17 protein-coding genes are annotated in these 19,982 nt (G+C 53.1%); 6 read left to right on the top strand and 11 right to left on the bottom strand.

Going from position 1 to position 19,982, the window contains the following annotated elements; genetic code table 11:
* Nucleotides 1–95: 95 nt before the first annotated feature.
* A complete protein-coding gene (locus KO503_RS09960; protein ID WP_215991408.1) occupies nucleotides 96–1,115 on the top strand; it encodes a nucleotidyltransferase family protein in 1,020 nt (339 codons plus the stop codon).
* Nucleotides 1,116–1,140: 25 nt separating this feature from the next.
* Here the strand turns inward: KO503_RS09960 and KO503_RS09955 are convergent, their stop codons facing one another.
* The 4 genes from KO503_RS09955 to KO503_RS09940 all read right to left on the bottom strand — a co-directional run bounded on the left by KO503_RS09955 (nucleotide 1,141) and on the right by KO503_RS09940 (nucleotide 5,797).
* Nucleotides 1,141–1,623 carry a RidA family protein gene (locus KO503_RS09955; RefSeq protein WP_252731031.1) on the bottom strand — a complete coding sequence of 161 codons (483 nt, stop codon included), beginning with the start codon at nucleotides 1,621–1,623 and terminating at the stop codon, nucleotides 1,141–1,143.
* A gap of 59 nt (nucleotides 1,624–1,682) precedes the next feature.
* Nucleotides 1,683–2,780 carry a histidinol-phosphate transaminase gene (gene hisC / locus KO503_RS09950; protein WP_215991407.1) on the bottom strand — a complete coding sequence of 366 codons (1,098 nt, stop codon included), beginning with the start codon at nucleotides 2,778–2,780 and terminating at the stop codon, nucleotides 1,683–1,685.
* A 14-nt stretch (nucleotides 2,781–2,794) separates the two neighbouring features.
* A complete protein-coding gene (locus KO503_RS09945) occupies nucleotides 2,795–4,165 on the bottom strand; it encodes an FAD-binding oxidoreductase (RefSeq protein WP_215991406.1) in 1,371 nt (456 codons plus the stop codon).
* Nucleotides 4,166–4,240: 75 nt separating this feature from the next.
* The gene (locus KO503_RS09940; protein ID WP_215991405.1) at nucleotides 4,241–5,797 is read right to left on the bottom strand and encodes an ABC transporter substrate-binding protein; all 1,557 of its coding nucleotides are present in this window, start codon (nucleotides 5,795–5,797) and stop codon (nucleotides 4,241–4,243) included.
* A 173-nt stretch (nucleotides 5,798–5,970) separates the two neighbouring features.
* Between KO503_RS09940 and KO503_RS09935 the strand changes: the two genes are divergently transcribed.
* The 3 genes from KO503_RS09935 to KO503_RS09925 all read left to right on the top strand — a co-directional run bounded on the left by KO503_RS09935 (nucleotide 5,971) and on the right by KO503_RS09925 (nucleotide 9,178).
* Complete coding sequence (locus KO503_RS09935; RefSeq protein WP_215991404.1) at nucleotides 5,971–6,873, top strand: LysR substrate-binding domain-containing protein; 903 nt, start codon at nucleotides 5,971–5,973, stop codon at nucleotides 6,871–6,873.
* A 105-nt stretch (nucleotides 6,874–6,978) separates the two neighbouring features.
* Nucleotides 6,979–8,019 carry an aromatic ring-hydroxylating dioxygenase subunit alpha gene (locus tag KO503_RS09930; RefSeq protein WP_215991403.1) on the top strand — a complete coding sequence of 347 codons (1,041 nt, stop codon included), beginning with the start codon at nucleotides 6,979–6,981 and terminating at the stop codon, nucleotides 8,017–8,019.
* Between the two features lies 1 nt (nucleotide 8,020).
* Nucleotides 8,021–9,178, top strand: a complete 1,158-nt coding sequence (locus KO503_RS09925; RefSeq protein ID WP_215991402.1) for a 2Fe-2S iron-sulfur cluster-binding protein — start codon at nucleotides 8,021–8,023, stop codon at nucleotides 9,176–9,178.
* Nucleotides 9,179–9,358: 180 nt separating this feature from the next.
* On the opposite strand, the gene KO503_RS09920 is transcribed toward KO503_RS09925, so the two are convergent.
* The 3 genes from KO503_RS09920 to KO503_RS09910 are packed head-to-tail and all read right to left on the bottom strand — an operon-like array spanning nucleotide 9,359 to nucleotide 12,817.
* Nucleotides 9,359–10,996 (bottom strand): ABC transporter ATP-binding protein, encoded by a 1,638-nt coding sequence (locus KO503_RS09920; RefSeq protein ID WP_215991401.1) that lies wholly within the window; start codon nucleotides 10,994–10,996, stop codon nucleotides 9,359–9,361.
* 3 nt (nucleotides 10,997–10,999) lie between these two features.
* Complete coding sequence (locus KO503_RS09915) at nucleotides 11,000–11,857, bottom strand: ABC transporter permease (RefSeq protein WP_215991400.1); 858 nt, start codon at nucleotides 11,855–11,857, stop codon at nucleotides 11,000–11,002.
* Between the two features lie 3 nt (nucleotides 11,858–11,860).
* Nucleotides 11,861–12,817 (bottom strand): ABC transporter permease, encoded by a 957-nt coding sequence (locus KO503_RS09910; protein ID WP_215991463.1) that lies wholly within the window; start codon nucleotides 12,815–12,817, stop codon nucleotides 11,861–11,863.
* Nucleotides 12,818–13,027: 210 nt separating this feature from the next.
* Here KO503_RS09910 and KO503_RS09905 point away from each other — a divergent pair, with 210 nt between their 5' ends.
* The gene (locus tag KO503_RS09905; protein ID WP_215991399.1) at nucleotides 13,028–13,717 is read left to right on the top strand and encodes a GntR family transcriptional regulator; all 690 of its coding nucleotides are present in this window, start codon (nucleotides 13,028–13,030) and stop codon (nucleotides 13,715–13,717) included.
* A gap of 57 nt (nucleotides 13,718–13,774) precedes the next feature.
* Here the strand turns inward: KO503_RS09905 and hutU are convergent, their stop codons facing one another.
* The 4 genes from hutU to hutI are packed head-to-tail and all read right to left on the bottom strand — an operon-like array spanning nucleotide 13,775 to nucleotide 18,982.
* Nucleotides 13,775–15,442, bottom strand: coding sequence for a urocanate hydratase (gene hutU / locus KO503_RS09900; RefSeq protein ID WP_215991398.1), 1,668 nt, complete (start codon nucleotides 15,440–15,442; stop codon nucleotides 13,775–13,777).
* On the bottom strand, nucleotides 15,439–16,239 hold the full coding sequence (gene hutG, locus KO503_RS09895) for an N-formylglutamate deformylase (protein ID WP_215991397.1): 801 nt from the start codon (nucleotides 16,237–16,239) through the stop codon (nucleotides 15,439–15,441). Before hutG ends, hutU begins: the two co-directional genes overlap by 4 nt.
* A complete protein-coding gene (gene hutH, locus KO503_RS09890; RefSeq protein ID WP_215991396.1) occupies nucleotides 16,236–17,774 on the bottom strand; it encodes a histidine ammonia-lyase in 1,539 nt (512 codons plus the stop codon). Before hutH ends, hutG begins: the two co-directional genes overlap by 4 nt.
* Nucleotides 17,771–18,982, bottom strand: a complete 1,212-nt coding sequence (hutI, locus tag KO503_RS09885; protein WP_215991395.1) for an imidazolonepropionase — start codon at nucleotides 18,980–18,982, stop codon at nucleotides 17,771–17,773. The genes hutH and hutI overlap by 4 nt, the downstream gene beginning before the upstream one ends.
* Nucleotides 18,983–19,067: 85 nt before the next feature.
* On the opposite strand from hutI, the gene KO503_RS09880 reads away from it, so the two are divergent.
* Nucleotides 19,068–19,982, top strand: a 915-nt coding sequence (locus KO503_RS09880) for a formimidoylglutamate deiminase (protein WP_215991394.1), incomplete at its 3' end; no start/stop codon positions are given.

Genomic DNA, 19,982 nt, shown 5'->3' with positions numbered 1-19,982 from the left:
ACGCCTGATAAAGCGCTGTGTTCAACACATTTGCTTTTTGTTGAACATGAATATATGTTCAACAAACTATATTTTTGTTGAACATAGGTATCGCGATGATAAATCGACATTCGACAACAGCACACGCAGCTTACCACGATCTTCAAAGATCGCTGTTGGACGCTTCTATTTCCAGCATGCGCGGCACACCAACACGGGTTGTTCGAAATCATAAAACCTATTGGTACGACAGTTATCGGATCGGCACCGATGTGCGTAAAACCTATATCGGGGAAGAAACACCAGAGTTGTTAGATCGTCTGGATCGGCTGAAATCCTTGCGTCAAGACAACGATGACCAGCGAAAACAGCGCACACGACTGATCCGCATTTTACGTGCAGAAGGGTTTCAAGGTGTCGACGCGGCCACGGGCAGTTTATTGTCCGCATTGGCGAACGCGGGCGTGTTTCGTTTGGGCGGGACAGTTGTCGGAACCCATGCGTTTCGATTGTATGAAGGGGTCTTGGGAGTTCAGTACCGCTTTGACGAGATGGCCCAAACCGGCGACATCGATATCGCTAGCTTTGAACAACTGTCTTTGGCGCTGGACGACGTTGTGGCGCCCCCATTGCAACAGGTTTTGGGAGAGTTTTCATTTACACCGGTCCCCAGCCTGCAAGGCAACAAAATCTGGCGCTGGCGGCAGACGCGGAATGATTTGATGGTCGAATTTTTAACCCCGTCTTTTCAAGAGAATGAGGGCATTCGGCCCTTGGCTGCGCTGGGGGTAGATGCGCAATCCTTGCACCATTTGAATTATCTTATTGCCGATCCCATCAAAGCCGTTGTCGTTTATCGCAGCGGTGTTTTGGTGCAAATTCCGCGACCTGAACGTTTTGCAATACACAAGCTGATCGTGGCGGATCGGCGGCGCAAAGGGGATGATAGATTAAAGGCCGAAAAGGATCGTTTGCAGGCCAGTTTCTTGATCAATGTCTTGGCCGAAGATCGCCCAGACGAGCTGTGGGAAGCCTACCAAGAGGCCCGCGACATAGGCCCCAAATGGTGTACACGCCTTGATGCAACTTTGGACCGCCTGCCGCATATCCGCACCACGCTTGAAAGGTTAGCGTAACGCGGATGTGTGTTGGCGTGGCGGGCTACAGCATGATCTGTAATTCAGCTTCGATTTCCAGCGCAAAGTTCAAAGGAAGCCCGTGCATCCCAACGGCAGAGCGCGCATGGCGACCGATCTCGTGACCAAAGACCTCGATAATCAGATCGCTGAACCCGTTCAAAACCAAATGCTGTTCGGAATAGGCTGGTGCTGAATTCACCATGCCATAAACGCGCCCCCATCCCGTGACGCGTGATAACTCTCCGATTTCGGCTTTCAGATTGGCAAGCACCGTCAAAGCAATGTCGCGGGCCGCCAGCTGCGCGTCTTCGGTTGTCAGGTCGCGCCCGACCTGCCCATAGGGACCGATGATTTCACCCTGTGGGGATGTTTTGGGGTGACCCGAAATAAACACCTGCGCCCCCCTGACATTGACAGGCACAAAGGGCAAATGCAGGCCTGCAGGTGTGTTCGTCGGCGCGGGCAGCACAAGGCCAAGAGCGACTAGTTTTTGTTCTGGAGACATAATAAATCTGCGCCTTTCAGAGCGGCCTGATTGAAACGGGATGCTGGTTTTGGCACGGCTTAGAGCGCATTCAAAAAGATATCATTCTCTGCAGGTGATCCCATAGTGACCCGCGCCCAAGTTTTATAGGGGGCCTCAAGCCATGCTTTGATCAGCACGCCTTTTGTGCGCAGCTTTTCGGCCAGTACATCCGCAGGAGCACCTGTATCAAAGAACACGAAATTGGCTTGGCTGGGTGCGCAAGTGAACCCCTTGGCGGTCAAAGCGGCGGCGATGCGCTCGCGCTCGACGGTGGCTTGCTTTACAACTTTGGCCAAATGCGCGTGATCGGCCATAGCCTCGGACGCGGCACTGGCGGCAAGGGCATTGACGCCGAAAGGATTGCGGGTTTTCATCAAGGCGGTGATCATTTTGGCATCGCTTGCAATGCCATATCCGATACGCACCCCTGCAAGACCGTAAGCCTTTGAAAACGTGCGCAACACAATCCAAGGGCGCCCACTGTTTTGCAACAACGCCATGGCGTCGAACTGTTTATCGGGTTCGATAAATTCCACGTAAGCTTCGTCAAAGCAAATCAAAGTCGAGGGGTCTGTCGCTGCAATGACCTGACGAAATTCGTCTTGCGAGATAACGGGACCTGCTGGGTTGCTGGGCGATGAAAAGATTAAAACGCGGGGCTTGTCTTTTAGCGCTGCGCACAGGCCTTTGATGGGGAACGACCAATCGTCGTTGAACGGCACTTTGGTCACTGTTGCACCAAACATCATCGCGCCAAATTCGTGCAGACCAAAGCTGGGACAGATGGTGACGACCTTGTCATTCGGGCGGATCACAGTGCGAAACAAAGCACCGATCAGGTCTTCAGACCCATTGCCGAAAATAATGTGGTCTGCGGTGCTGCTTGTTGCTTTGGCCACCTGTTGGCGCAGGGCCATATTGGCAGCGTCCGGATAGCGCCCGACCCCTTTTGCAGCATTTTGCATGGCCAAAATCGCACGGGGAGACGGGCCCAATGGACTCTCATTGCTGTCCAGTTTGGCCAAACAGTCGATGCCGTAGATATCTTTGAAACGGTCCAAAGCAAGACCGGCGTTATAAGTCGGAAGACTTTCAACCTCTGGACGAATAAGGTCTTTGGGTAGGGTAGAAGACATGGGCATACCTCGGGTTATAGATCAAAAATTTTGCTGGGGTTCATGATGTTATCAGGATCAAGGGCACGTTTGATGCGCCGCATAACACCAAGGGCCGATCCGTGTTCGGCTTGCATATAGGCCTTCTTGCCCAGCCCAACGCCATGTTCGCCGGTGCAGGTGCCCCCCATCTCAATCGCCATAGTCACAAGCGTTTTATTGATGTGCTGGGCCTCGCGCACCTCCGTGGCGTTTTCAGGATCATAAAGTAAGACAAGGTGAAAATTGCCGTCCCCAACATGCCCAATCAAAGGCGCAGTGATCGATGTGGTTGCAATGATGGCTTGGATTCGGCTGATACAGGCAGGCAACTGCGAGATCGGCACGCAAACATCCGTAGAAATGCCCTTGATCCCAGGCCGTAAAGCCCGTGACGCATAAAGCGCGTCATGCCTGATCCGCCAAATCCGTGCCGCGTCATCAGTGGTTGCCGCACGTTCGAATTTCCGCGCGCTTTCAGCCAGACCTTGAAGAATATCCATATCGTTTTCAACCGTGACCGCGTTCCCTGTCAGTTCGATCCACAAGGTCGGATATTCGGGCAGGTCGGTTTTTGAATAACGATTGATCGCGTTCATTTGCACCCTGTCAGCCAGCTCAATCCGGTTCAGCGACAAGCCGCATTGCAAGGCCATCACGACGGTTTCTGTGGCATCTTCGATGGTCTCAAAGCTGCACATCGCGGTTTGCGAAGCTTCAGGAATGCCCGCCAAACGCAGCGATAATTCGGTGATGATGCCCAGTGTGCCCTCAGAACCGACCATCAAACGGGTCAGATCATAGCCTGCAGATGATTTGCGGGCCCGTCCGCCTGTGTGAATAATTTCGCCATCCGGCATCACCACTGTCAGCCCTAGCACCAGATCGCGCATCGAGCCAAAGCGCACAGTTGTGGTGCCAGAAGCGCGTGTTGAGGCCATACCGCCAAGCGTTGCATGAGCCCCCAGATCGACGGGAAAAAACAATCCGGTTGCCCGCAAATATGCGTTCAAATCTTGGCGGGTGACGCCGCATTGCACGGTGCAATCCATGTCGTCTTCGCGCACAGATAAGATTTCATTCATTGCGGACATGTCGATGCTGATGCCGCCCAATGGGGCGTGAATTTGCCCTTCCAAAGATGAGCCAGCACCAAAGGGGATCACAGGCACGCGGTGTTCGGTGCAGGCGCGCAAAACCGTTGCGACCTCTTGTGTGGATTGGACCATGACAACCGCGTCAGGCCAAGCGGCAGACAAATGGCTTTCGCCGCTGCCGTGATGTTCACGCGCGGCATTAGAGGTCAAAAAGCGATCCGCGAATTCAGCTTTTAGAACATCAAAAAGGGGGGGCAGAGCGTCAGTCATATTCGGTCAATTCTATTGGATCCTCAGAAAAAACGGGCCGCAAATCCGCGGCCCGCTTCGATAGAATTTGGGTGATTACGCGTTAAACCACCAGCGTTCCGCACAGCGATTGCCGTCAAGATCCCAATCACCAGAAATGGCTTCAGGCGTGGACAGCTTGCTGGATTTCGCGTCAAGAAAATCGGCCCAAACGGGCGCAATCATCCCACCTTCTTGTGCGATGATCATCTGACATTCGTTGTAGAGCGCCCTGCGTTTTGCATCATCTTTTTCAGACCGTGCAGCGACCAAAACGGCGTTGAATGCGGGATTGTCCCAGCTGGTTTCGTTGTAGTCGCCAATGGATTCTTTCGAATAGGCAAGAGACAGCATCAGATCTTCATTCGCACGGCCGGACCAACGGGAGGCGAAGAACGCTTTTTTGCCCCAAATGTTAGACCAATAGCCGTCTTCGGGTTCGCGCGAGACGTTGATATTGATACCAGATGCTGTTGCGTGTTCACTGAACAATTGGGCCGCGTCGACAGCGCCTGTGAACGGCGTGTTTGAGGCGTGAAGCGTGGCGGTCAACCCTTCGGCACCTGCTGCTTTGAGCAAGGATTTTGCCTGATCAGGGTCGTATTCGTGCTGGACAAGATCTGGGTCATAATAGGCGTAGGCATTCGAGATTGGTTGATCATTCGCGATGGACCCATAGCCATTAAGAACTTTGTCGACCATATCCTGACGGTTGACCGACAGTTTCATAGCTGTACGCACACGATTGTCGGAAAACAGCGGATCTGTGACCATCATGCTAAAGGCATAATGTACTTTGCCTTGCGTTTGGATCAGATCAATGCCGGGCATGAGGCCCAAGAGGTTGGCCGTGCTTGGGTCAACCGCGTTCATAGCATCAATTTCGCCAGTTTGCAGCGCTGTGGTGCGCGCGTTCACATCGCGGATCGCGAACATTTCGACAGAATCGAAATGGCCTTTGTCTGTTTTCCAGTAATTAGGGTTTTTACGCACCACAGATTTCACACCTGGCTCGTAGGTCTCGAGCATGTAAGGACCTGTGCCAATACCTGCGTCAAAATTGGTGTCATCCGCAGGAACGATGTACATACATGTTAACGACAACACTGCAGGAAAGCCGGCATTGCCAGAGGCCAAAGTGATTGTGACCTCATTTGGTCCAGTGGCTTGGACATCGCTGATGACAGACACGAGGGATTTGACCTGTGAGTAAGACGCTTCGCCGCGGTGCAGGTTGATCGAAAAGACAACATCATCCGCGTCCATGGTTTTGCCGTTGTGGAACTGCACGCCTTCACGCAGCTGGAATGTCCAGACGGTTAAATCGTCGTTGGAGTCCCAGCTTGTTGCAAGCTCAGGCATCAAAACACCACCGGCACCAACTTCGATCAAGTTGTTGCGTAGTTGCCATTGCAGGTTCTGCATGAATTTAGTTTCAGACGCTTGCGGGTCCAAAGTCTCACCGGAATCGAAGCTGCCAATCCCAAGACGAAGTGTGCCGCCTTGCGAGGGTGTAGCCGCTCGCAGTGGTTGACCGGAAAGCCCAAGAAGGGTCGTGGCGCCAAGGGCACTCGCGCCCAGCAATAAGCTGCGACGGTCCGTTGTAAAAGTCATGTGTGATCTCCTGCTGTGTGTTGACCAATGGGCAAACGCCTTGTGGTATTGATTATTAATATGTCTGCACTTAATACGGTATGGGGCTACATTATGAGTGACAAATCAGTTTTAGAAGGGTACTGTTGAGCATTGTTAAAGTGACGGCAGAAACAGGGTAATTCGGACCAAATATGCGATCAAATTTACCGCCTTTACGCGCTTTGCAAGCTTTTGAGAGTTTCGGCAGGCTGTCGTCAGTGAACGCCGCTGCTCAAGAATTAGGCGTTACGCCGGGGGCCATCAGTCAACAGCTCAAGTTGCTCGAAGATCATTTGCAAATGCCACTCATCATGAAAGACGGGCGCCGCGCCACGCTAGTGCCTAAGGCACGATCTTATCACGCCGTCATCGCGGATGGCTTCGACAAGCTGCGACAGGCGCAAACTTTGCTGGCGCAGCAAAATTCCGAGTTGGACATAAACGTGTCAGGCCTGCCCACGTTGTTGTCAAAATGGTTGCAACCGCGTTTGCATAGCTTTGAAGCGAACAATGAAGGCGTGTCTATCCGGTTAGAAGCCACGCATGGCGAACCAGAGCCAGCGTTTTTGGATCATATGTTTCGGCTGACTTACGGCGATGCTTCGGATGTTTTCCCACATGCACGTCCTTTATTTCAAGATGTGTGCTTTCCGGTGTGCGCGCCTGAGTTTTTAAAAAAACATCCCGAAGCATTAGAGCCTGAAAACCTGTCTGATTTACCATGGGTGGATATCGATTGGGGACCACATTATACAACTGTGCCCAAATTGGGGACGTGGTTAGAAGCTCAAGGATTGCCACCACCCTCGCGCAAGCCCGCATCCGTTCATTCGTTGTCCAGTTCCGCGCTTGAAGCTGTCGCTAGCGGGCAGGGTATTGGCTTGGCGCAGCTGTCCTTTGCCTCCGTGGATTTGGGATTGGGGCGTCTGATCCGCATTTCACAAGAGTCCGTTAAAATGCCTGAGCCTTACTATATCTGTTGGGGCTCGATGATGTTGGATCAAGAAAAGCCACGTGACTTTTTAAACTGGATCTTAGCTGAAGCTAGAATTTAGTTTTCAGAAAATCTAAACAATGGGCTGTGCAGTCTGAGTTTTTTTGCCCTCCATGCGGATGTATCGTCTGATTAATCCCAGACAAAACCTCAGCTAGGAAGTTATATGTTTCTCAAAAACGCATGGTACGTCGCTGCATGGAGCGATGAAATTGTCAATGAATTGCAACAGGTCAAAGTTCTCGGCGAAAAGATTTGCATGTTCCGTAATTCTGAAGGCGAGGTCATCGCGATGGAGGACGCCTGTCCACATCGCAAACTGCCTTTGTCGAAGGGCAAAATCAAAGACGACAACGTGGAATGCGGCTATCACGGCCTGACCTTCGATTGTGCGGGCCAATGCGTCTGGTCCCCTGGCGGCGGGCGGATTCCATCGGCGGCACGCGTTCGGCCCTTCCCTGTGCATGAAAAATACGGGTTGATTTGGATTTGGATGGGCAACGCGGCCATCGCCGATGTAGACGATATCATCGATATTCCCAATTTCGATAGCCCTGAGTGGGGCATAAATCGAGGTGCGGCGATGGAATTGAACTGCAACTACCTGTTGATGTGCGACAACCTTTTGGACCCGACGCATGTGGCATGGGTGCACGAATCCTCATTTGCTGCTGCCGCAACCAAAGACACACCGCTACGTGTCACCAAAACCGATACCGGTGTGATCGTGCACCGTTGGATGATGGATCACGAACCTGCGCCGTTCTACAAAAAAGTTGTGGAATTTGAAGGCAATTGCGACCGTTTGCAGCACTACGAAGTGCGCTACCCAAGTCATGCCTTGATCCGTGCTGTGTTTACACCCGCTGGCACCGGCGGCGTTGATGGCCCGCTGCACGAAAATACCTTTGTCATGGACAGCTATAACTTCATGACACCAACAACCGACAAAGAAACGCGGTACTATTGGTTCCAACTGCGCAATATTCGCCCTGACGACGAAGATCTGTCGAAAATGATGAGCGAAGATGTGCGCCACGCCTTTGAAGAAGATCGCGCTGTTCTGGATGCCGTTCAAATCGGCATGAACGAGAAAACGTCGCCGCATATCGATCTTGGCATTGATGCAGGCCAGCTGCGGTTCCGTCGTCAACTGGAAGCCATGATCGCAGAAGAGGCGATGGTTGACGAAAAGATGAGCCTGTAACATGGCACAACACCAGTCAGAGAATGGATTTCGTGCCTTTCGCGTTACCAAAAAACGTGTTGAAAGCGATATCATCACGTCGTTTTATCTTGAACCAACGGACGCTGGCCCTCTGTGGACTGTAAAGCCAGGGCAGTACATCACGTTGCGTGTGCCTGTCGCAAACGATCCTGTTCTCAAGACCTATTCGGTCTCAAGTGATCCGTCTGACCCCAGCCATTACCGCATCACCGTGAAGCGTGAAGCGGGCTTTAATGGCGTACCTGATGGGGTCGGGTCTTGCTGGTTGCACGATCAGGTCGCGATCGGCGATACCATTGACATCGCAGCCCCGCGCGGGGTCTTTTGCCTTGACGAAGACAGCACGCGCCCCGTCGTATTGTTATCTGGCGGGGTTGGTCTAACACCGATGGTGTCGATGCTACATTGTCTCAAGCACAGTGCCCGTGATGTATATTTCTTACATGCATGCGAAAATGGCCGCGTTCACGCCCTGCGCGATGAGGTCATGGCGCAAACCAGTGACCGTATTCAAGCGCGGTTTGTCTACCGTATGCCAGAGGATGTCGATCAATTTGATGCATCGGGCATGATCGACAAGGCTTTTCTGCAAAGCACTCTGCCGATTGACGATTACGACGTTTATCTGTGTGGTCCGGTGCCATTCATGATGGCCATGTATGGCCTGCTGCAAGAGCTGGGTGTGCCCAAAGCACGCATTGCTTATGAGTTTTTTGGCAAGGCCGCATCGCTTGATCAATTGGTGTCAAAAGCGGCTCCCGTCAAGGTAGCAACCAAAGCTGCATCTAAAGCGGCCCCAACGGTTCAAGCGTTGACGTTTTTGACTGATCCTGATGCTTGGGCTGTGGCAGATGAAACGCCTGCGCCCGTGCAAGCCGCATCACAGGGCCAAGTGAATTTTCGCAAATCAGATGCCTCTGTCGATTGGGATGGCTCAGCCAATTCGCTTCTGGAACTGGCCGAAAACTGTGGTTTAGAGCCTGAATTCAGCTGTCGTTCCGGTATTTGCAACGCTTGCAAATGCACCTTGGTTTCAGGCGAGGTCGAATATTTTGAACAGCCTCTCATCGCGCCTGAAAAGGGCAAGGTCTTGATCTGTTGTTCCCGCCCCAAAGGGACAGTGGTTTTAGATATCTAACAACTTAAACGCCTGACAAGGATGCAGCTTTCGCCAGTTATCCTACGACGTGCCTTCTTGTCAGAGCGAACAGGCCTCGCGCAATTTGTCTCTTATGAACGATATAAGCCTGTGCCGGCGCGCCAAAAATGGTGACATATCCATCCCCTTCGGCGTAAACGCTGCGAAGCCGAGGTTGGATCAGGTCAAACTTGCCTGTGCAGATTCCTCCGCGCGCTCTGCCAGTAAATTGCTCAACCAATCTGGGTCCATCTCAGGAACAGATGACAGCAGCAACTCAGTATAGGGCGCGTGTGGGGGCGTGAAAATGTCATCATTTGTGCCTTGTTCAACGATCACACCGTGTTGCATGACGACGACTTCATCTGCGATTGAACGCACCGTGGCGATGTCATGAGTGATGAACATATAAGTCAAATCCAACTCGCGTTGCAGCCGGTCCAACAGGCGCAAAATCCCTTCGGCCACCAGTTGATCCAGCGCTGATGTCACTTCGTCGCAGATAATAAAAGTGGGCTCGGCCGCGAGAGCGCGCGCAATACAGATACGTTGTTTTTGCCCGCCGGACAGCTCGGATGGATAACGGTGCATGAACTCGTCTGGGTCAAGCTCGATCAGGGTCAAAAGCTCTCTGATACGCGCGTCCTTGGCGGCACCTTTCAGCCCGATAAAGAAATCCAAAGGGCGACCAATGATATCTTTAATCCGTTGCTTAGGATTCAGTGCCGTGTCGGCCATCTGGTGGATCATTTGGATGTGGCGTTTCAACCCGCGTTTGCGTTTTGAACCGACGCCTTCCAACGCTGTGCCATCATAGACAATACCACCCTTGGACGGGGGCAACAGACCCATTATCACCCGCGCAAGCGTGGATTTTCCAGATCCGCTTTCACCAACGATAGCAACAGTGCTGCCACGCTTGATGGTCACGGATACATCATTCAACACTTTCACGGGGCCGTAAGCGGCTGAGACATTTTCAACGACCAGCAAAGGCGTCTCATTCACGTCACGAGGGGGTCGTGGCGCACGGCGAAACTCGCGCACAGCCCAAAGAGATTTGGTGTAATCTTCTTGCGGATTGGACAACATCTCACGGGCAGGGGCCTGTTCGACCTCTTCGCCGCGCAGCAAGACTTTGATGTGGTCGGCCATCTGCGCCACGACAGCCAGATCATGGGTAATATAGATCGCGGCCGTGTTGTATTCGCGCACGATGTCACGGATCGCAGCTAAAACTTCGATCTGAGTGGTCACATCCAAAGCCGTGGTTGGTTCGTCAAAGATGATCAGATCGGGGCGACACGCCATCGCCATCGCCGTCATTGCCCGCTGCAACTGCCCGCCTGACACTTGGTGCGGATAACGAAAGCCGATGGTTTCAGGATTGGGCAAGCGAATTTTGCGATACAATTCAATCGCGTCGGATTGCGCTTGGGCTTTGGATAAAACGCCATGTTGCACCGGTGCTTCACCAAATTGGTTGATCAATTTAAACGCAGGATTAAAGGCCGAAGCCGCCGATTGCGCAACATAGGCGATCCGTTTGCCACGCAATTGGCGCAGCGCCTCGTTTGAGGCCCCCGCCAGTTCAATCCCATCAAAATTGATACTGCCGCCGCTGATGCGACAACCGCCTTTGGTATAGCCCATAGCAGCCAGCCCAAGAGTTGATTTGCCCGCACCGCTTTCCCCGATCAACCCAAGGATTTCGCCACGCTTTAGAGACAGATCAACGCCTTTGATGATTGGTTTCCACTGTCTGTCTGATCGGCCTTCGATCATGACATTTTTCATATCAAGCAATGTATCTGACATGGCTTATTCCTTCAGGCCGGAGGATAAATGTAGAACCCAATCCACCACAAGATTCACCCCAATGGTGAGAATCGCGATAGCACCAGCTGGCAACAAAGGTGCCAGACCAAAGGTGGCGCTTTCCCATGAGCTGAAATTGGCAAATGCGATCAGTTTGGCGCTTTCACGCACCATTCCGCCCCAATCTGCGGTCGGGGGTTGAATGCCCAAGCCGAGGAACGACAAAGCCGAGATGAACAAAAAGACAAAACAAAACCGCAATCCGAATTCAGCGATCAAAGGCGCTGCCGCATTGGGCAGAACCTCTTTGCGGATCAACCAGAACATACCTTCGCCGCGCATCCGCGCGACCTCGATATAATCCATCGTTAAGATGCCTTGGGCAACGGCGCGTGACAAACGGAACACACGGGTGCTGTCTAAAATGGCGATAACAAGGATCAAAGCCACCACTGAGGTGCCCGTGATTGTCAAAATGAGCAGAGCAAAAATCAAGGGCGGAATCGCCATCAAGACGTCAATAAGGCGCGAACTGATTGTGTCAAACCAACCGCCAAGAGTCGCAGCCAAAAGTCCCCAAGACGCGCCAAGGGTGAAGGCGAGGAACGTGGTGGCAAGGGCGATACCAACCGTATTGCGTGCGCCATAGATGAGCCGAGACATCACATCACGGCCCAAAGCGTCAGTGCCCAGATAATGTGCCGAAGTCCACGTTTGATATTGCGCACCAACAGAAACACTTTCAGCGTAAGGGGCCAGCACAGGCGCGCAAATGGCAAGGAAGGCGTAAAAAGCGACGATGACAATGCCAACCCACGCGGAAACAGGCGCATCGCGCAGATGAAAAATCAAATTGTTCATGTCTTATCTCGGATGTAGGAGGCGTGGATTTGCGATGATCGACAGGATGTCTGCCAACAGATTGAGCAAAATATATGTCGCGGCAAAGATCAAACAGGCCGCTTGCACAACGGTGACGTCTCGGTTCGAGACGGCATCAACAAGCACTTGCCCAAGGCCAGGGTAGACAAAAACCACCTCGACCAGAACCACTCCAACGATCAGATAGGCAAGGTTCAGCGCGATAACATTGATGATCGGCGCAAGCGCATTTGGCAAGGCATGGACTGCGATCACACGCCAGCGTTTGATCCCTTTCAGATGCGCCATTTCGATATAGGGCAGCGCCAAGAGGTTCAAAATCGCAGCCCGCGTCATGCGCATCATATAGGCCAGCACGATCAAGGTCAGTGTCATTGCGGGTAAAAAGGTTTTGTAAAGCCGTTCGCCCAAACTGGTGTCCACATCCACATTGGCAAGACTCGGGAACCAGCCAAGACCTACAGAAAACACAAGGATCAGAATATAGGCGATAAAAAATTCAGGAAACGAAATCGCCGCCAGAGTTGTGCCGGACAGCACGCGATCAAACACAGACCCGTTGTAAAGAGCCGCCATCATGCCAGATATGACCGCAATCGGCACAGCGATGGACGCCGCATATCCCGCAAGGAAAAATGTGTTGGCGGTGCGTTGGCCTATCAGTTCTGAAATCGGACGCTGGTTGGATAAAGAGATGCCAAAATCCCCCGTCACAGCCCCGCCAAGCCAAGAGATATATCGTTCCACCACCGGACGGTTCAGATCAAATTTTTCACGAAAGGCAGCTAAGCTTTCTGGGGTTGCCGCTTGTCCTAGTTTTTCTGTCGCAATATCACCGGGCAGCAACTCAATCGCAGCAAAAATGATGACGGTTACAATCCACAACGTTAGCAGGCCACTGAATAAACGTTTGAGGATGATCGACTGGATTGAGTTCATATTCATTACTTTTGTCTGGATATATTGCATTATGTCTAGATTAATAGGATGGTGAGACGAACAGGCTGTATCGTCAAGTCAGTCTAGCTATATGACCGTTTAGATTTTCTTTTTGGTCAACGTGGGTAGGGGGATGCTTGGCTCAGACTGTTTTAGCACTTATAGGTCTGTGCTGTTTTACTAGACGCAAAGCATAAGAATTGGTCATTTATGAAAATCACGTACAAAGAGGTCAAGTCTGACATTTTGGCAAAGATCATCAAAGGCGACTGGGCGCCCGGTGATTTGGTGCCAAACGAAGTGGACCTTGCCGAGACGTATAAATGTGCCCGAGCAACAGTCAATCGCGCGATGCGAGAGCTGTCAGACGATGGCATCATCGAACGCCGCCGCAAAGCTGGAACCCGTGTGCGCATATCGCCGATCCGGCAAGCCCGTTTTGATATTCCGGTTATACGTAACGAGATCGAAGACAAAGGCGCGTCCTACCGATACTCTTTGGCCCGTCGCAGCGTGCGGGTCGCGCCCGATTGGTTGCGCGCGCGGCTTAGATTGCCTGATGACGGCATGGTTTTGCATCTGGTCTGTATGCACTATGCCGATGGCACTCCATACGAGCATGAAGACCGCTGGATCAACCTAACCGCACTACCTGCGGCAGAAACCGCAGATTTTTCCGAAAACGGCCCAAGCGAATGGCTTATCGCGACCATTCCCTTTTCAGAGGCCGAAATCAATTTGTCCGCGGGATTGGCAGATGAAAAACTGTCGGAATACTTGTCCTGCTCTGTGGGTGATCCTTTGTTCACAATAGAACGTTCGACATGGTGGGAAAACGATGCTGTCACCTATGTGCGGTTTTCATACCGCCCAGGTCATCGATTAACCACGCGCTTTTGACCTCTCGCACCGTAGATCGTTGAACCGCCGCAGCCGAAAGGTTGCGGCGGTCTGTTTTTACAAAATACCAGGCAGATTCAGACCGTTCTCACGGGCGCAATCCAGTGCAATGTCATAGCCAGCGTCTGCGTGACGCATCACGCCTGTGGCCGGATCGTTCCATAACACACGTGCGATGCGGCGATCTGCGTCTTCGGATCCATCACAACAGATCACCATGCCAGAGTGCTGGGAAAACCCCATGCCAACGCCGCCGCCGTGATGCAATGACACCCATGTGGCACCTGAGGCCGTGTTCAGTAAAGCGTTCAACAGCGGCCAATCAGAAACTGCGTCAGAGCCGTCCTTCATGCTTTCCGTTTCGCGGTTTGGCGAGGCAACAGAGCCTGAATCCAAATGGTCACGGCCGATTACGATGGGCGCGGACAATTCGCCGTTACGCACCATCTCATTAAACGCGAGACCCAGCTTGTGACGCACACCCAGACCGACCCAACAAATACGCGCTGGCAGACCTTGAAAAGCAATCCGCTCACGCGCCATATCCAGCCAATTGTGCAGATGTTTATCTTCGGCCAAAATTTCTTTCACCTTAGCATCTGTTTTATAGATGTCCTCAGGGTCGCCAGACAAAGCCGCCCAACGGAACGGACCGATGCCGCGACAAAATAGTGGGCGGATGTAAGCTGGCACAAAACCAGGGAAATCAAAGGCATCTTTCAACCCTTCGTCCAAGGCCACCTGACGGATGTTATTGCCGTAATCAAAGGTCGGAACGCCCATTTTCTGCAAATCGAGCATCGCTTGCACATGTACTTTCATCGAAGCGCGTGCCGCTGCTTCCACTGCTTTAGGGTCACTTTCGCGCTTTTCTTTCCACTCTGCCATGGTCCAGCCTTGGGGCAGATAACCGTTGATCGGATCGTGGGCAGAGGTTTGGTCTGTCACCATATCAGGACGAATGCCGCGCGCCGCGATTTCAGCAAAAACGTCGGCAGCGTTGCCCAAAAGACCAACAGATTTCGCCTCTCCCGCTTTCGTCCAGCGATCAATCATCGACAAGGCTTCGTCAAGCGATGACGCTTTTTCGTCCACGTATTTTGTGCGCAGACGGAAATCGATGCTGTCGGTGTTGCATTCAACCGCCAAACAGCAAGCCCCCGCCATCACGGCCGCCAAAGGCTGCGCGCCGCCCATACCGCCAAGACCACCAGTCAAGACCCATTTGCCCGTCAAATCACCGTTGTAATGCTGGCGGCCAGCCTCGACAAACGTTTCATAAGTGCCTTGCACAATACCTTGACTGCCGATGTAGATCCAAGACCCAGCGGTCATCTGGCCATACATCGCCAGACCTTTTTTATCGAGCTCGTTGAAGTGATCCCATGTCGCCCAATGCGGCACAAGGTTGGAGTTCGCTATCAAAACGCGTGGTGCGTCTTTGTGGGTCTGGAACACGCCAACTGGCTTGCCTGATTGCACCATCAAGGTTTGATCTTCTTCCAGATCACGCAAAGCTGCGACGATCAAATCATAATCTTTCCACGTGCGCGCGGCGCGGCCGATACCGCCATAAACCACCAATTCATGCGGGTTTTCCGCCACATCGGGGTGCAAGTTGTTCATCAACATCCGCAAAGGCGCTTCAGTTAGCCAGCTCTTGGCAGAAAGTTCTGTGCCTGTTGCGGGATAAATATCACGGGTGTTCTTGCGCGGATCGCTCATGATGTGCCTTTCAAAGTCGGGGCCAATACGGCCAATTGTGTCAAAATAGACGAAAGATGAACGCGCAGGCGTTCCGATTTATCAGCGTCATAGGTCCAAGGGGCAGCTTCATCCCGCAAATACGTGCTTTGTGCCAACTCCATTTGGATGGCGTGGACCCCCTCTGCTGGACGGCCATAATGGCGTGTGGTCCAGCCGCCCTTGAAACGACCATTTGTGATCGAGGTATAGCCAGCGGCGGCCCTGCAAATATCTTGCGTGAGGGCTTCGATTTCAGGCGCACATGTCGCGCCGAGGTTTGTACCGATGTTAAAATCTGGCAATGTGCCCTCAAACAAAAACGGAATGTTTGAACGGATCGAGTGGCAATCATACAAAATCGCGATGCCATGAATATCGCGCACCCGATTCAATTCAGCCTGCAACGCGGCATGATAAGCCGCGTGATAGGTCTGACGACGCGCTTCAATCGCGACCTCTGTTGGGGCTATAGTCCAAATGTCATGACCGTCGAAATCGGTCAAAGGCACAAGTCCCGTGGTGTTTTGACCAGGGTAAAGCGAGACGCCAGAAGGATCGCGATTGGCATCCACGACATAACGGTGGAAGGTGGCGCGCACGGTTGTCGCACCATCTAAAACACCGTCATAAAGCTGATGAATGTGCCAGTCGGTATCATCCAGCCCACGCCCGCGATCGTTTAGGTCAGCTAAAACATCATCGGGAACAAAGGTCCCAGTGTGCGGCAATCCAAGAACGATAGGGCTGTCACCTTGGGTGATTTCTACAGGGGTCATAGGCTCAACTCCGGCATGGCGATACCTGCAGCAGTCACGATGTCACCAGACGTGATCATCACAGCTGCGCGTTCTAGATCAGGGGCGAGGTAACGATCTTCGCCCATGGTTTCGACCTCTTGGCGCACGCGCATCACGACCTGTTGCAAGGCGGCGCTGGTCGCCAAAGGCGCGCGGAAATCGATGCCTTGAGCCGCGCAAAGCAACTCAACACCCAAAATACGCGCGAGGTTTTCGTTCATCGCCCCCAAGCGACGCGCCCCGTGAGCGGCCATAGATACGTGGTCTTCTTGGTTGGCTGATGTCGGCGTGCTGTCTGTCACACAAGGATTTGCCAGATGTTTGTTTTCACTCATCAACGCCGCAGTGGTGACTTCGGCAATCATATAGCCACTGTTCAGGCCCGGATTATGGGTCAAAAAGGGCGGCAAATTAAAGCTGAGCACAGGATCAACGATCAAAGCCACACGACGTTGCGCAATCGCGCCAATCTCGGCAATCGCCAAGGCGATCATATCAGCAGCAAAGCCAACAGGTTCGGCATGGAAGTTGCCGCCCGATACGATGACATCGGCCTCAATCAACACCAGTGGATTGTCTGTTGCGGCATTGGCCTCGGTCTCAAGCGTGCGCGCGGCCATGCGCAACACATCCATAGCCGCGCCTGTGACCTGCGGTTGACAGCGGATGCAGTAAGGGTCTTGGACCCGCGCATCATCAACCACATGACTTTCACGAATATCTGATCCATCCAAAAGCGCACGCATGGTTTCGCCCGCTTGAATCTGTCCAAGATGGCCACGTAGGGTATGAATTTCAGGTTGCAGCGGCGCTGTGGACCCCATGATGGCATCCGTGGACAAAGCCGATGTGACCAGTGCGGAATGCGCCGCACGCCAAGCACCAAACAATCCAGCAAGCGCAAAAGCGGTCGAAAACTGAGTGCCGTTGATCAACGCGAGGCCTTCTTTGGGGCCAAGCACAACAGGCGTCAGGCCTGCAGCTTTCAGGGCTTTGTCACCAGACATCACTTGTCCGTCAAATTCGGCCTCGCCATGCCCCATCATTGCGGCGGCCATATGGGCCAAGGGCGCCAAATCGCCTGAGGCCCCCACAGACCCCTGCGCGGGGATCACAGGCGTCACGCCTTTGGCAAGCATGCCTTCGATCAAAGTCACAACCTCAAGCCGCACACCAGATGCACCACGACCCAAGCTGAGCAATTTAAGCGCCATCAACAAACGCGCATGACGGCGCGAAATCGCAGGGCCAACACCGCAGCAATGCGACAAAATCAAATTGCGTTGCAGCGTCGTGGTGTCTTTGGATTCAATCTTGACCGAGGCCAATTTACCAAAGCCCGTGTTCACACCGTAAACGGCATCCGTTCCAGCAACCGCTTTTGAAATCCGCGCATGGGCACGCTCGATGTCAGGATGACAAATAGGGTCAAGACGCACTGAGGCCTCATCCCAATAGATGGTCGCAAGATCGTCTAACGTAACAGCGCCAGGAGTGAGGGTTAATGTGGTCACGATGTGCCTCCAAAAATGCGAGAATAAAGTGGGTTAAAGCCGATGCGATACGCCAGTTCGGCTGGGTGCTTGATGTCCCAAACGGCCATGTCAGCGCGCTTGCCAACGGCCAATGTCCCGACATCCGTTAGGCCAAGAGCGCGCGCCGCATTTTGGGTCGCGCCGCGCAGGGCTTCTTCAGGTGTCATACGGAAAAGAGTGCAGCCCATATTTAGGGTCAAAAGCAGCGAATTGATCGGCGCTGTCCCTGGGTTAAGATCCGTCGCCAAAGCCATCGGCACACCGTGTTTGCGCAACAAATCAATGGGCGGCGCTTGGGTTTCGCGCAGGGTGTAGAACGCGCCGGGCAAGATCACCGCGACGGTGCCTGCTTGCGCCATCGCTTTGACGCCGTCCTCATCCAAGTATTCGATATGATCTGCGGACAGTGCGCCAAATTTTGCCGCGAGTTTCGCGCCACCGATATTGGACAACTGCTCTGCGTGCAGCTTGACCGGTAGGCCGAGTTGCTGTGCAACATTGAAAACGCGGGCGATTTGGGCGGGTTGAAACGCGATGCCTTCGCAAAACCCGTCCACCGCATCAACCAAACCTTCAGCATGGGCGGCGCGCAAAGTGGGGATGCAAATCTCATCGATATAGGCATCATCGCGGCCTGCAAATTCGGCAGGGGTTGCATGGGCACCAAGGAATGTGGTTTTCACGCGAATGGGGCGGTGATCTGCGATGGCGCGTGCGACACGCAGCATCCGCAGCTCTGTCTCAACATCCAAACCATAGCCCGATTTCACCTCGATGGTGGTCACGCCTTCTGCAATGAACACATCTACACGGCGCAACGCGGATGCGAGCAGCTCTTGTTCTGAAGCACCACGTGTGGCTTTCACGGTCGAAATAATACCGCCGCCTGCGCGTGCAACCTCTTCGTAACTCGCACCATTCAGACGCATCTCAAACTCAACCGCGCGGTCACCGCCGTGAACAACATGAGTGTGACAATCGATCAGGCCGGGGGTCACAACGCGCCCCCCAAGATCGGTGCTCGGTAGGTTTTTATAAGTGTTGGGCAGATCATCCACAGGGCCAAGCCAGTCGATCATACCGCCTGTCACCACGATGGCGCCATCTTCGATCCAGCCATAAGCCGCATCCGACTCGCCCATCGTTGTAAGGTTTAAATTCACAAAAACCTGAGTATCTTGGGTCATTTTGGCTCCACCACTGTTGAATTTGTACTTTTCTAGTATGTGTAAGTGTGCTTTATGTCTATACATAAAAATTGAGGACAGCCAAATGATTTTTGCAAAACAAGCTAAGCTTTCATCCGGATGGGCCACAAATGTGCGCTTGATCCTTGTCGATGGTAAGATCACTTCAGTGGCGGAAAACCAGTCGCCCGCGCAAGATGACACCATCGTCGATACACTGCTGCCCGCGCTTGGAAACCTACACAGTCACAGTTTTCAACGCGCGATGTCAGGCATGACCGAGTTCCGTATGGCAGGCAAAGACAGCTTTTGGACATGGCGCGATTTGATGTATCGGTTCACGGCACATCTGACGCCAGAACACGTTGAGGCCATCGCCGGATTTGTGTTTTTGGAAATGCAAGAAGCAGGCTATGCCAGCGTTGGCGAGTTTCATTATTTGCACCACCAACCAAACGGCACGCCCTATGATAACTTGGGCGAATTGTCGTCACGCATCGCGGCTGCGGCCAGTGAAACAGGCATTGGCCTGACGCATTTACCCGTTTTATATACCTACGGCGGCGCGGGCAAAGTGCCGCTTGCAGCAGGGCAAGCCCGCTTTGGCAATTCCGTGGATCGGTTCAACGCTTTGGTGGGGCAGGTGCAAGTGGCCGTGTCAAACCTGCCTGCGGATTGCCGCGTGGGCATTGCCCCGCATTCGCTGCGCGCCACATCGCCAGAGGATTTGAAAACCGTTTTGTCCGCCAAACCCGATGGTCCAGTGCACATCCACATCGCCGAACAACCCAAAGAGGTCGCCGATGTGCAAGCTTGGCTGAACGCCCGCCCTGTGGACTGGCTGTTGACCAACGCGGACGTCAACGCAGATTGGTGTCTAATTCACGCAACGCATATGACCGAGGCCGAGACCGTAAATATGGCCAAATCAGGAGCCGTCGCGGGTCTTTGTCCTGTGACCGAGGCCAATCTTGGTGACGGGCCATTTAATGGCCCACAG

The organism is Pacificibacter marinus (assembly GCF_018860505.1).
In the GTDB taxonomy this organism is placed as follows: domain Bacteria; phylum Pseudomonadota; class Alphaproteobacteria; order Rhodobacterales; family Rhodobacteraceae; genus Celeribacter; species Celeribacter marinus_B.
Note: the sequence above shows the minus strand (reverse complement) of the source record. Positions and strands in the feature narration are given on the sequence as shown.

What these genes read in the sequence shown, in the direction of transcription:
- KO503_RS09960 (WP_215991408.1), top strand. Translation starts at nt 96, where the DNA reads ATGATAAATCGACATTCGACAACAGCACACGCAGCTTACCACGATCTT.
- hutG (WP_215991397.1), bottom strand. Translation starts at nt 16,239, where the DNA reads ATGACCCCTGTAGAAATCACCCAAGGTGACAGCCCTATCGTTCTTGGA.
- hisC (WP_215991407.1), bottom strand. Translation starts at nt 2,780, where the DNA reads ATGTCTTCTACCCTACCCAAAGACCTTATTCGTCCAGAGGTTGAAAGT.
- KO503_RS09945 (WP_215991406.1), bottom strand. Translation starts at nt 4,165, where the DNA reads ATGACTGACGCTCTGCCCCCCCTTTTTGATGTTCTAAAAGCTGAATTC.
- KO503_RS09955 (WP_252731031.1), bottom strand. Translation starts at nt 1,623, where the DNA reads ATGTCTCCAGAACAAAAACTAGTCGCTCTTGGCCTTGTGCTGCCCGCG.
- KO503_RS09940 (WP_215991405.1), bottom strand. Translation starts at nt 5,797, where the DNA reads ATGACTTTTACAACGGACCGTCGCAGCTTATTGCTGGGCGCGAGTGCC.
- KO503_RS09905 (WP_215991399.1), top strand. Translation starts at nt 13,028, where the DNA reads ATGAAAATCACGTACAAAGAGGTCAAGTCTGACATTTTGGCAAAGATC.
- KO503_RS09935 (WP_215991404.1), top strand. Translation starts at nt 5,971, where the DNA reads ATGCGATCAAATTTACCGCCTTTACGCGCTTTGCAAGCTTTTGAGAGT.
- KO503_RS09910 (WP_215991463.1), bottom strand. Translation starts at nt 12,817, where the DNA reads ATGAACTCAATCCAGTCGATCATCCTCAAACGTTTATTCAGTGGCCTG.
- hutU (WP_215991398.1), bottom strand. Translation starts at nt 15,442, where the DNA reads ATGAGCGATCCGCGCAAGAACACCCGTGATATTTATCCCGCAACAGGC.
- KO503_RS09925 (WP_215991402.1), top strand. Translation starts at nt 8,021, where the DNA reads ATGGCACAACACCAGTCAGAGAATGGATTTCGTGCCTTTCGCGTTACC.
- KO503_RS09920 (WP_215991401.1), bottom strand. Translation starts at nt 10,996, where the DNA reads ATGTCAGATACATTGCTTGATATGAAAAATGTCATGATCGAAGGCCGA.
- KO503_RS09930 (WP_215991403.1), top strand. Translation starts at nt 6,979, where the DNA reads ATGTTTCTCAAAAACGCATGGTACGTCGCTGCATGGAGCGATGAAATT.
- KO503_RS09915 (WP_215991400.1), bottom strand. Translation starts at nt 11,857, where the DNA reads ATGAACAATTTGATTTTTCATCTGCGCGATGCGCCTGTTTCCGCGTGG.
- hutI (WP_215991395.1), bottom strand. Translation starts at nt 18,982, where the DNA reads ATGACCCAAGATACTCAGGTTTTTGTGAATTTAAACCTTACAACGATG.